This is a genomic window from Streptomyces sp. NPDC048644 (assembly GCF_043199105.1).
Classification (GTDB): domain Bacteria; phylum Actinomycetota; class Actinomycetes; order Streptomycetales; family Streptomycetaceae; genus Streptomyces.
This window is the reverse complement of record NZ_JBICVO010000002.1, coordinates 183,356-195,536: the sequence shown is the minus strand read 5'-3', so window position 1 is coordinate 195,536 and position 12,181 is coordinate 183,356. Positions and strand designations below refer to the sequence as shown.

The 12,181-nt window shown below is 70.5% G+C and carries 8 protein-coding genes; 6 read left to right on the top strand and 2 right to left on the bottom strand.

Annotated features, from left to right (window positions below; genetic code table 11):
* Positions 1 to 21: 21 nt before the first annotated feature.
* The 5 genes from ACGFNI_RS04945 (at position 22) to ACGFNI_RS04925 (ending at position 10,443) form a co-directional block, all read left to right on the top strand.
* Positions 22 to 822 carry a class I SAM-dependent methyltransferase gene (locus tag ACGFNI_RS04945; protein WP_393680658.1) on the top strand — a complete coding sequence of 267 codons (801 nt, stop codon included), beginning with the start codon at positions 22 to 24 and terminating at the stop codon, positions 820 to 822.
* Between the two features lie 146 nt (positions 823 to 968).
* Positions 969 to 8,687, top strand: a complete 7,719-nt coding sequence (locus tag ACGFNI_RS04940; protein ID WP_393680656.1) for an SDR family NAD(P)-dependent oxidoreductase — start codon at positions 969 to 971, stop codon at positions 8,685 to 8,687.
* Complete coding sequence (locus ACGFNI_RS04935; protein ID WP_393680654.1) at positions 8,684 to 9,565, top strand: thioesterase II family protein; 882 nt, start codon at positions 8,684 to 8,686, stop codon at positions 9,563 to 9,565. The genes ACGFNI_RS04940 and ACGFNI_RS04935 overlap by 4 nt, the downstream gene beginning before the upstream one ends.
* Before the next feature lie 256 nt (positions 9,566 to 9,821).
* Entirely contained in the window at positions 9,822 to 10,082 is a 261-nt protein-coding gene (locus ACGFNI_RS04930) for a hypothetical protein (RefSeq protein WP_393680653.1), read from the top strand.
* A 97-nt stretch (positions 10,083 to 10,179) separates the two neighbouring features.
* Positions 10,180 to 10,443 (top strand): hypothetical protein, encoded by a 264-nt coding sequence (locus ACGFNI_RS04925; protein WP_393680651.1) that lies wholly within the window; start codon positions 10,180 to 10,182, stop codon positions 10,441 to 10,443.
* A gap of 20 nt (positions 10,444 to 10,463) precedes the next feature.
* On the opposite strand, the gene ACGFNI_RS04920 is transcribed toward ACGFNI_RS04925, so the two are convergent.
* Positions 10,464 to 11,006, bottom strand: coding sequence for a class I SAM-dependent DNA methyltransferase (locus tag ACGFNI_RS04920; RefSeq protein WP_393680649.1), 543 nt, complete (start codon positions 11,004 to 11,006; stop codon positions 10,464 to 10,466).
* Positions 11,007 to 11,351: 345 nt separating this feature from the next.
* Between ACGFNI_RS04920 and ACGFNI_RS04915 the strand changes: the two genes are divergently transcribed.
* Positions 11,352 to 11,792 carry a hypothetical protein gene (locus ACGFNI_RS04915; RefSeq protein WP_393680647.1) on the top strand — a complete coding sequence of 147 codons (441 nt, stop codon included), beginning with the start codon at positions 11,352 to 11,354 and terminating at the stop codon, positions 11,790 to 11,792.
* 18 nt (positions 11,793 to 11,810) lie between these two features.
* Here ACGFNI_RS04915 and ACGFNI_RS04910 read toward each other — a convergent pair whose 3' ends face one another.
* Positions 11,811 to 12,164 carry a hypothetical protein gene (locus ACGFNI_RS04910; RefSeq protein ID WP_393680645.1) on the bottom strand — a complete coding sequence of 118 codons (354 nt, stop codon included), beginning with the start codon at positions 12,162 to 12,164 and terminating at the stop codon, positions 11,811 to 11,813.
* Positions 12,165 to 12,181: the final 17 nt, after the last annotated feature.

Here is a 12,181-nt window from a genome sequence, read left to right as displayed (position 1 = left end):
CGGCGCCGGCCCGGACCCGAGGTGGCGCCCGGCTACAAAGCCGGGGCTTTCGGCCATCAGAGGACCGGTGAGCAGGGGCGGCTGCATGCACTGGAGGACCTGTGGGATCCGTTCACCGAGCACTACTTGAGACAGGCAGGCGTGCCCGCCACGGCCCGCTGTCTGGAAGTCGGGGCAGGCTCTGGGTCGGTGGCCCGGATGCTGGCCCGGATCTGCCCGAGCGGTGACGTCACCGCGACCGATATCGACACCCGCTTCTTCGAGGAGCTCGCGGCCGAAGAGCGCATCACCGTCCTGTGCCACGACGTGACCCAGGACGGCTTTCCCGCCGGCTCCTTCGAGGTGATCCACGCCCGGATGGTCCTGTGCCATCTGGCCGACCCCGCACAGGTGTTGGCTGCCATGGCTGAGTGGCTGCGGCCCGGTGGTCTCCTCCTGGTCGAGGACCTCGACCTGGGGCCCGCCGACGCCTCACCCCACCCGGTGATGCGTCAGGGATTGCACGTTGCCGAGCGGACCCTTGGGGTCTCCCAGGGCAGCGATCTCCGCCTGGGCCGACGGTTGCAAGCCCTGGTGACCGACGGCGGCTTCACCTTGGGCGGCATGGGGGTGCAGCCGGTGATGATTGGTGACGGCGGTCCCGCGGATGAGTTCTGGCGTCTGTCGTTCGCTCAACTCCGCGACTTCCAGGCCAGGAACAGCTCCCCCCTGACCGGCGAGCTGGACGCGGCGCTGTCCTTGATCGACCATCCGGACTTCACGGATCTCGGCATGCACGCCGTCTCCGTATGGGGCCGGAAGCCCGTGCAGCCGACTGGGTAGCCCCTCGGCCTGACAGCTCCGGGGGAGTGGACGCCGCCGCCCCGGCCCGTGCACCTCCCTCAGCACTTGAGCGCTGTCCCGACACGCCCCGTTGTCGCCTCACCCTTCCTGAGATTCGAACCCGCGCCGGTTACGTGGAGGCATTCATGGCTGAACCCCGTCCTTCCTCTCCCTACCCCTCCACCGCCTCCGACCCCGCCTCGCTGCCTGCTGATGCGGTGGCGGTGATCGGGGTGGGCCTGCGTCTGCCGGGCGGCATCCACCGACTGGACCAACTCGGCCATGCCCTGCATGAAGGGCGCGACCTGGTCGGCACCATGCCCGCGGACCGTTTCGATATCAGTGCCCATCAAGCCCGTCGTCCGGGAACGCCGGGCAAGTTCCACTCCATAGCGGGCGGTTTCCTGCCCGAGCCGGAAGTCACCGGCTTCGACGCCTCGTACTTCGGCATCGCTCCCAAGGAGGCATCCCGCATCGACCCGCAGCAGCGTCTGCTGCTCGAGTGCGCGGTCGAGGCCCTCGACGACGCCGCCCTCGACACCGATGCCCTGGCCGGCAGCGAAACCGCCGTCATCACTGGCGTCTCCACCCACGACTACGCCGACCTGCAGGCGCGCCGCCTGCGTTCGAGCAATCCCTACACCACGACCGGCGGATTGCTGTCGATCACGGCCAACCGCGTCTCGTACGAACTGGATCTGACCGGCCCGTCCAGCGCCGTGGACACCGCCTGTTCCTCCGGCCTGACCGCGCTGCACCAGGCGTGCGAGCATCTGCGCACCGGCCGCAGCCCCCTCGCCCTGGCCGGCGCGGTGAACCTGATGCTGTCGCCGGGCCCCTTCATCGGCTTTGCCCAGGCCGGAGTGGTCTCACCGACGGGGCGTTGCCACCCCTTCGGAGCCGCAGCCGACGGCTTCGTACGCTCCGAGGGCGCCGTGATGCTCGTCCTGAAACCCTTGGCCGCCGCGTTCGCCGACGGCGACCGGGTGCATGCCGTCATCCTGGCCACCGCACTCAACTCCGACGGCCGCACCGTGGGTCTGTCCGCGCCGAGTTCACGCACCCAGGCCGCTCTGCTGCGCCGGGTGTACGCCACCGCCGGCATCGATGCGCGCGACGTTTCCTATGTGGAGGCGCACGGCACTGGCACCCTGGTCGGCGACCCGGTCGAGTGCGCGGCGCTGGGGGAGGTGCTCGGCAGCCACCGGGCCGGCACACCGCTGCCGATCGGTTCGATCAAGTCCAATCTCGGGCACCTGGAAGCGGCGGCCGGGATGGCGGGAGTCCTGAAGTCGTTGGTCGTGATCAAATCCCGTTCCATACCGAGGACTTTGCACGCCGATCCACCCAATCCGAAGATCGACTTCGACCGCCTCGGTCTGCAGCCGGTGCTCGCCGCCCGCCCCGTTCCCGGCAACAGCCGTGTCGTGGTCGGCATCAACTCCTTTGGTATCGGCGGTGCCAACGCGCACGCCGTCCTGGCCGCACCGCCTGTGCTGTCGGCGGAACCGGACCGGGCTGCTACCGCCGACAGCGCCGCAGTGAGCGACGTAGCCGCCGCGCCGGTCGTCAGCACGGCAGCGCGACCGGTGCCGGTCATCGTTTCTGCGCATACGCCCCAGGCGCTGACCGCCGCCCTGGAGTCCTGGGCGGAGCACTTCACCGCTATGGCCGCCGACTCCTCGCAGGGGCCCGGGGCCCTGTACGACGCCGCCTTCACCTCATGCCGGCGACGGACCCGGCGCCGCCACGGTATGGCCTTCTTCGCAACCGGCCCCGCCCAAGCCGCCGACGTCCTGGGCCGGGCGGCACAAGGACAGGACGTCGGCACTGCTACCGAACGCCTGGCGGGCGGAGGCCGGATCGGCTTCGTCTTCTGCGGGAACGGCTCGCAGTGGGCGGGCATGGGAGCCGAACTCCTCGACCAGGACGGGGCGTTCACCGCCGAAGTCGAAGCCGTCAGCAACGAACTCGAACCCCTGCTCGGCTGGAAAGTCCGCGACGAGCTGGCCTGCGCCGACGCCTCCCGTTGGGACCGTACGGAAGTCGCGCAGCCGATGCTGTTCGCTGTTCAGGCGGGCCTGGTTGCCACCTTGTCCGCCCGGGGCGTTGATCCGCACGCCGTGATGGGACACAGCGTCGGGGAAGTGGCCGCCGCGTACTGTGCGGGTGGCCTCACCCGGGCCCAAGCCTGCCGCGTCATCGCCGCCCGCAGCCTCGCGCAGGCCGCCACCGCGGGTTCGGGAGGCATGGCCGCGGTGGGCCTGAGCGAACACGCCGCCAGGGAACGGCTCAAGCAGGCTCAGCTGAACGACCGCGTGGAGATCGCCGCGATCAACTCCGACCAGGACGTCACCCTCGCGGGCTCGCACGAGGACCTCGCAGCCCTTGGCGCCGCACTGGATGCCGACGGCGTCTTCTTCCGGGACCTGCGCCTCGACTACGCCTTCCACACAAAAGCCATGGACCCCGTGCGTGACCAACTGGCTCGTGCACTGAAATCCCTGGCCCCCGGGTCCTTCCGCATTCCGATGATCTCCACGGTGACCGGCCGCGCCGGGTCCGGGGACGCCCTGGACGCCGGGTATTGGTGGGCCAACATCCGCCGCCCCGTCCGCTTCCACCAGGCCGCCACCGAATTGACAGCCGGGGACGCCGCCTGCGACGTCCTGGTCGAGATCGGCCCTCACCCCGTGCTGACTGCCTACCTGCGACGTGCCACCGCCGGCGCTTCCGCCCCCGGCACGATCGTTCCCACACTGTCCCGGACGTTCGCCGGCGTGGACGCTCTGCAACAGACCGTCCTGCGCGTACTCGCCGCCGGGGCAGCGGTGGACTGGGACAGCTACTTCCCCCGTCCCGGCGCGGTAGCCGACCTGCCGGCGGTGGCGTGGCAGCGCGAGCGGCACTGGAACGGCGACGCGTCCTGGTGGCAGGAAGACGCCCCCAGCGAGGACACCGCCGGTGTCCACCCCCTTCTCGGCTCCCGCCAACCCGGACCGGAAGCAACGTGGCTGAACCGTCTGGACGCCGACCGGCTGTCGTGGATGGAAGACCACCGGGTCACAGACGCTGTCGTATGGCCCGCCGCAGGCTTCGTGGAGATGGCTCTGGCCGCCGCGCGGAGCCGGCACGACGAACCACTCGAAATCACCGGCCTGTCCATCGACCGAGCCCTGACCCTCGACTGGAGCGCCGACTCGGCAAGCCCCACGGACGGGGACGACGTCCACCTGGCCACCCACCTTGCCCAGGACGGCCGGCTCACCATCCGAAGCCGCACGGGTGCACAGGACTGGACCGAGCACGTCCGCGCCGGCGTGCGGAGTCTGCTGCGCCCACAGCGCCCCTGCCTGGACATCGCCGCCCTGAAACGCCGCCTGCCGAACAAGCATCTCGCCCTCGATCACTACGCAGCCGCCCATCAGGCCGGTCTTGACTACGGACCGGCATTTCGGACCGTCACACACCTGCACACCGGGCCGGAAGAAACCGTAGGACGCTACGAGTTCACCGCACCGGTTCAGCCCGAGACCGAGATCATCGCCCACCCCACGCTGGTGGACGGCGCCCTGCAGACCTGTCTGCCGCTGATGTTCACCGCGGACCGACCCGCCCCGTTCCTGCCCGCCCGCATCACCACCATCCGCAGCTGGCGGGCCCTGCCCTCCTCCGGCTTCACCCACGTCACCCGCGCCACCGGCCCCGACGCCCTGTGGGACATCGCCGTGTGCGACGACGACGGTGTCGTGTGCATGGAACTGCTCGGCTGCGAACTGCGACGCTTCGAAACCGCGACCGTCGACGAGCAGGACCGCCTCACCGAAGTCCTGCGCGCGGCGCCCGTACCCGGCCAACCTGAGCCCGGCCGGAGCCCGCTGCCTGCCCCGCAGTCACTGCCGGACCTGGTCGGAAGGCGGAATGACGCCCATCTGGGCCGGCTGCACCAGATCAGCGACGCGCTCCAGCCGCGGCTGCTCGAAGTCTGCGCCCACTTCACGGCCCAGGCCATGCGCCACCTGCTCCCAGCCGCGAAGCACTCCTCGTTCGGCCTGGCCGACCTCATCGACGCAGGAGTCGAGGCCAAGCACGCGAAGCTTCTCGACGTCCTGCTGCTCCAGGCCGTCAGCCACGGCGTCCTCACCGCCACCGGGCCCGACGCCTGGAGCATCACGGCCGCGCCACGCCCCGAGGAACTGTTCAGCCGACTGCTCGAGGACTTTCCCGGTCAGAGCGTCACCGTCCTCACCTACGGTGTGTGCGGAGGCCGCCTCGCCGAGGTTCTCACCGGTGACGCCAACCCTCTGGAGCTCCTCTTCTCCGAGTCCGACAACCTCGTCCAACGGTTCTACGAGGCCAGCACCTTCTTCGCCCCGCACACCCATGCGCTCGTCGGCTGGATCCGCAACATCGTCGATGGCTGGCCCGCCGACCGGCCGCTGCGCATCCTCGAGGTCGGTGCGGGCACCGGCGCCACCACCGCGGCCCTGCTGCCACACCTGCCGCCCGAGCGCGTCCACTACACCTTCACCGACGTGTCACCCGCGTTCTTCCCCGCCGCCAAGAAGCGCTTCCACACCTACGACTTCCTCATCCACCAGGTGCTGGACGCAGGCAGTGACCCCGTGGCCCAAGGCTTCGAGCCAGGTGCCTACGACCTCGTCATCGCCGCGAACATCCTGCACGCCACGAGCGACATCTCCCGCGCCCTGCGCTCCATGGCCACCTTGCTCGCCGACGGCGGCCACCTGGTCGCCCTGGAAACCCACAGCGTGGAACTCCTGGCTCCGGTGTTCGGCCTGCTGGACTCCTTCTGGCTCTCCACCGACCAGGGCGTCCGGCCCGACGGTCCACTGGTGCCCTACGACCGCTGGCCCGAGCTCCTCGCCGACTGCGGCTTCGCGACCACGGAACAATATGACGACACCGCCGCGGACCGGCCCTACGTGTCCCTCATCGTCGCAGAGCGCGGCGCCCACGCCGTCCCCGACAAGGCAGCGGACCGTACTTCTCCCGGCGCATGGGGCGTCGCGTTGCCGAACGCCACCTCAACGGCGCTCGACAACGCGACGCAACGGTCCTGGCTGCTGAGCACGCCTACCGCCGACGCCCCCACCGAGTTGACGCACCGGCTGACCCGAGCACTGCTCACCGCATACCCCAACGACCGCGTCCACCACGTCGCGGAGGCAACCGGTACCGACTCCTGGACGCGCGAACTGACCGGTGCGGCAGACGGTCCCAAGGCGCACCGGCCGGTGAGCGACGTGATCCTCCTCGCCGAACCAGCCGACGAAACAGGGCCACAGCACCACACCGACCACGGCGTACGGCAGCTTGCCGCGCTGCGTGACCTCACCCGTGCCTGGAGCCGGAGTGCGCAGTCACGCGAAGGGAACCTGCGTGTCTGGATCATCGACGCCGACAGCCAGCAGCCACCCACCCCGCCACCCTCACCCCATGGCGCCCCCCTGTGGGGCGCCGCGCGAAGCCTGGCGAACGAACAGCCCTCACTGAGCGTACGCCGCATCGCCTTGACCGAACCCGGCAACGACGACACCTTCAAGCGTCTCCTGCACGAACTGCACCATCTTCAGGGCAGCGCAGCCGCGGCGGGCAGCCCCGAGGGGCTCGTCGACGACGAGGTGGTCCTCACGCCGCATGGGCGCTTCGCCACGCGTGTCACACCACTGCCCGACACCGAGATCACATCCGAATCCGAGCCCCACTACGCGCTGCACGTCGATGCCCCCGGACGACATCCCCTCTTCACCTGGCGCGCCACCACCGCGCTCCATCCGGCCGAAGGGGAGGTCCTCATCCGTACCGCGGCGGCAGCGCTGAACCACCACGACCTGCTGACCGCAACCGGTCACAGTTCCCTGCCTGCGGCCCGGCGCCACGGATTCCTCGGCCTTGGCCTGGACTGCGCGGGCACCATCACCGCAGTCGGCCCCGGTGTCACCCATCTCGCACCGGGCGACCGCGTCGCGGCCATGGCCCACACCGCCCTGGCCTCCCATGTCCTCGCTTCCAGCGATCACGTCATACCGCTGCCCGGCACCATGGAATTCACCGCGGCAACCACCCTGCCCACCGCGTTCCTCACCGCACACCACGCCCTCCAGCGGTGCGCTGTCCTGACCGAGGACGACACCGTCCTCGTGCACGCCGCTGCCGGGGGCGTCGGGTTGGCCGCCCTGCAACTCGCACAGCGAGCCGGCGCGCGCGTCATCGCCACGGCCGGTACCCCCGCCAAACGGAGTCTGCTGCGCCTGCTGGGCGTCGAGCATGTGCTGGACTCGCGCACCCTGGACTTCGCCGAGCAGGTCGCAGACCTGACCGACGGCCGCGGCGTCGATGTCGTCCTCAACTCTCTGCCCGGCGAGGCCCGCCTGCGCAGCCTGCGCCTGCTCGCCCCGCAGGGGCGCTTCATAGAACTCGGCCGACGCGATGGGGAGCGGGACAATCCACTGCCCGTGTCCCCGCCGGCCCGCAACGTCTCGTTCTTCGACGTGGACACCCTGGACCTGCACGATCGGCAAACGCCCGTGGTACGGCGCCACTTCACGGAGCTGGCCGAAGCCGTCACCACCGGCCACTGGAGGCCGGTGCCCCATCACACGTTCCCCGCGCACCGCTTTGGGGAGGCCTTCGGTCTGCTGAGCCACGCCCGGCACATCGGGAAGATCGTCATCAGTTTCGACGCCCCACCGCCGGTCGTCGGCTCCGGGCTGACGAGCGCACTCGACGCCGACGCCGCTTACGTCATCACCGGTGGCCTCGCGGGATTCGGCGCCGTCACGGCCCGCCACTTCGCCGCACGCGGCGCCCGCCACCTCCATCTCGTCGGACGCCGAGGCGCCCGAACGCCCGGCGCTGCGAACCTGCTTGACGAGCTGCGCGCCGCGGGAGCCGAGGTCACCGTGCACAGCGCCGACATCACCCGGCCCGGCACCCTCGACCCTGTGCGCACCGCCCTGCGGGAACGGCGCCTGGGCGGTGTCGTGCACGCCGCCATGGTCCTCGCGGACGCCCCCTTGGCCGACTTCACCGACACCCACCTGGAAACCGTCCTTGCCCCCAAGATCACCGGACTTCATGCGCTCGCCGCTCTCGCTGAGGGCCACGATCCCGACTTCTTCCTCGCCTACAGTTCCATAGCCGCCCTTGACGGCAACATCCAGCAAGCGCCCTACGTCGCCGCCAACGCGGCGATGGAAGCGCTGATCCGAGCCCGGCACCGACGCGGCAGCCCCGCCCTCGCCGTTCAATGGGGTGTCATCGCGGACGCCGGATACGTTCACCGCACCGGGCGCCTCGACGAGATGGCCTCCTACGGCATGGCCCCCGTCACCGCCACCGACGCGCTCACCGCACTCGACCGGCTTCTCGACACCCGAACGGGGCCCGTCGTCGCGCTGGGCCGCTTCGACTGGGACAGCATCAGCCGCGTCCTGCCCCGTCTCAAGGCGCCCAGGACCGGCGCACTGCTCCAACAGCATCACGTGAGCACCGACAGTCTCATCACCTTGCGCAGCAAAGTTGCCAGGATGAGCAACGGCGAGGCCATCGTCTTGATCGAGGACAAGGTCGCCGAGCTCGCCGCCGCCGTCCTGCACACCCCCGTGGACCGCCTCGACCGCACCTGCCGCCTGGACCTGCTCGGCATCGACTCCCTGATGTTCCTCGAACTCTCCACGGCACTGCGCCAGCACCTCGGCTGCGACATCCCCACCCTGGAGCTGATGGGCGCCGCCCACCTCCCCGACATCGCCAAGCGAGCCCTGCACCGCATCCAGCAGCAGGGTTCCCCCGATTCCACCAAGACGGTCGCCGTCCCGGAGCGGAGTGAACACGTATGAACGTCAACGGCCCGACGGACAGTTCGGCCCGCCTCACCACCGCCATCGACCAACCGGACTTCGTCGCCCTCCGCCCGGCCACCGGCGGCGAACACCTCCTACGCCTTTACTGCATGCCGCCCGCAGGGATGAACGCCCCCTACTTCCAAGCCTTCACCCGCTACCTGCCGACCACCGTCAGCTTGCACGCCCTGCAACTGCCCGGACGCGGACGCGCCACCGGCACGCCGGTGCACACCAACCCGCAGCGCCTCGGACAGCTCCTCGCAGAACGCATCCGCCAGGGCGACGACGGCCACCCGTATGCCGTGTTCGGTCACAGCGTGGGATCACTCATCGCCTATGAGACCGTCAAATGCCTTACCCGGCAGGGGCACCGCCCGCCCACCCTGCTCGCCTTGTCCGCCATGGCTGCCCCCCACCACCCCGACTTCACCGCAAAGGCTCCGGATGTCCTGCTCGGCGGCCGAAAGGGAATCGAGAAGCTCTTCGGCCGCCTACCGAACCACGCCGGCCAAGACGACCCCAGGGCGCTGGTCAACGCGTGGATTCCGATGCTCGCCGATCTTCTGCTCGCCCTGCAATCCTCGCCCCACCAGGGGCCACCGCTGGACACCCAACTCGCCCTCTACGGAGGCGAGGACGACCCCGTCATCTCCCCAGAGGCATTGGCCGGCTGGAACGACATCAGCAGCCAACCGGCCACCCCGCGGCTCTTTCCCGGCAATCACACCTACCCCCTCGACAACGTCGAAGCCCTCAGCTCCCGGCTCACCGCCGACCTCGCCACCTCCCTGCGAGGGTGGGTGTGTCCGGTCAACGGCCCCGGCTCACATTCCGGGGAGTGCCCAGTTGGCAATCTTCGGAACAGAGCTTGATCGTGATCCGCGATCGTGTGCCCGAGTAGTCGGGCTTAAGGGCCGATCTCGGTGGTCGTGGCGATGAAGCTTCCGCTGCCACTCCGGGGGCGGTAGCTACGTCCCGTAGCTCATGCGGGCCGGTTCGCGGCCGACCAGTGACCTGAGTCAGAGGCTCGGTGGCAGCAGGCGGCGGCTTTCGGGTGGTGGGCCCGGGCGTGGCCGGCCAGTGCTGCGACCGCATCGGGCCGCGCCGCCGCGGCGCACCGGAAGTGCCGTGTTCACCGCCGGACTGCTGTTGGCGGGGACCGCCGGGAAGATGGCGGTGTTCGTGGTGGGCCGGGGCACGCAGGGGATCGGCGTCGGCCTCGCCTCGATCGCGGTCCTCCAGCGCGTGGCCCTCGCCTGCACGGCCGGCCTGCGGCCCAGGGCGCTGGCCGTCATCTCCGCGGCCTATGCGCTCCCGGGGCTGGCCGGGCCGGTCACCGCGCCCGCCGGGTGGCGTTGGATGTCCTCGGCCTGGTCCCGCTCGTGCTGAGCGACGGGCTGACGGGCTGACGGGCTGCAACGCCTCGGCGTTCCAGATCGGCGACGTGACGGCGGCCGGGTCAGGCACGGGCCCGGCCGGGGTGCCCGTGGGCGCGACCGCGGCGCAGAGCCGGGCCGACTACCGGGCGACGCACGAGTACCTCACCGGGGCAGCCCGCTGGACGCCGTTGGCGGCGCCGATCCTCACCGCCCGCGGCACAAAGGACCGGACCGTCTCGGCGGCGAACCTCGCCGCATGGTCGGCGCTGACGACGGGCGGGCACACGACCGCGGCGCTCACCGCCGGGCACAACCTGCTGCGCGACCGCCCGGAGCAGCCGGCCGCTACCCTCCGGCAGGCGCTTCCCTGACCGCCGGGCGCCGCGGCCCGTCAGGGCCTGCGGTGCACGGACACCGCGTACGGGCCGCCGGCGTAGGGCTCGCGCGACCAGGTCGCATACCTGGCCTCCGGCACGAGCCCCGCCGCGCGGCAGTGTGCGGCGTAGTCGTCGAGACCGTAACCGCGGTCCAGGGAGAACCCGGCGACGAGGTGCCCCCCGGGCCGGACGTGCCGGGCCGCTCCGGCCACCAGGTCGGCCTCCGTCCCGGGCGGCGTGAACAACGGGACGTTGCCCGCCATCACCACGACGTCGAAGGTCGGCCCCAGATCGAGGCCGACCAGGTCCCGGCGGTGCCAACGGATCTCCGCCGCCCGGCGCCGAGCGGTGTCGAGCATCGAGGCATCGGCGTCCACGCCCGTCACATCGATACCGTGCCGGGCCAGCTCCACGGCCACCCGCCCCGTGCCACAGCCCGCATCGAGCACACTCGCCGGATCGAAGGCCCGGACGAACACGGCCTCACCGTGCACGTCCTCCCCCTCGGCAGCCATCCGGTCGAACCGGGCCTGGTAGTCGTCACCGTTCCACGTCATATGCCCCACCTTGGCACACCGGTCACCGCCGCCACAGGGGCCTTTCCCTGTCATGGCCGCGGGCCCCGGTGCGGCGCCCGATCACGGCGGCGAGCCCGCTGCTCGATCGGAATCCGGGCGACCGTCCGGACAGGCATGTGCCGATAGGAGTTTCGGCGAGACGAACCTCCAGTACACCTCCGGCACCACCGGCAGCCCCAAGGCTGTCTGCTGCCGCACCGCTACTGGCTTTCCCTGGCCGGCAGCCTCGTCGGCGAGTTCCTCCACCTGGGGCCGGGCGACTCTCGCAGCCTTCCCGCAGCCGCAGACAGTAGCGTCGACGTCGACAGCATCAGCCACAAGCCGGTGTGGCGCGAAGACCACGAGCCGCTGTATCGCAACGACAGCCGTCATCCCCAGGAGATCTTCGACCAGGGTCTCCATCCACGCGACTCGTCCAACGCAGACCTTTATGGTCATGTGGAGGGAAACCAGGCGTCGGCTTTTGTGGGCACCACCAAGGACGCCGCCGGGCTCGACCACGGTCCAAGGTCCCGTGCCGAACAGCTCGGCGGCCGGAGTGCGCACCATCGCGGCGGCCAGGGCGTCGAGGGCGGACTTCATGCGGTGGTCCGTCTGGTGGCCGGTCAGTGCAGGGTGGCTTCCAGCTTCGCGAGGTGCCCAGGTCGGGCAGCACTTCCCCGCGCAGCGTGCGGCCGATCGTGGTCTGCCCGAGACGGGTCAGCGGGGCGGGGGAGCGTTTCGGCTCGGGTGCTGAGCTCTGTCGCGGGTGGCGGGTGTGGTTGAGGTGGTCGCCTAGCCGGACTATGACCGGTGGTGCTGCCGGTAGAGGCCACTGGGGTAGATCGATTCGTCGATCGCCTCTTCAAGCCGCGCGATGCTGGCGAGGTCGGGGTAGACCTCCCCGCGCACGATGCGGCCGACAGAGTTGGGCGCGAGACCGGCGGCGAGGGACAGCGCGCGGTGAGAGATCTCGCGGCGTGTGCACAGGACGTCGAGGGTGCGGGCCATGGACAGGCTGTAGTAGACGGGCAGCGGCGCGTCGTCGCCGGGGACGGCGTCGTGTGGCCACGTGCCGGTGGTGTATGCCCAGGGGAGCCGGTCGCCGCGCACGCCGCCCTCCTCCTCGTACCACTGCGCCAGTGTCTCTGCGCTCATGATCCCGCGTCCTCCCC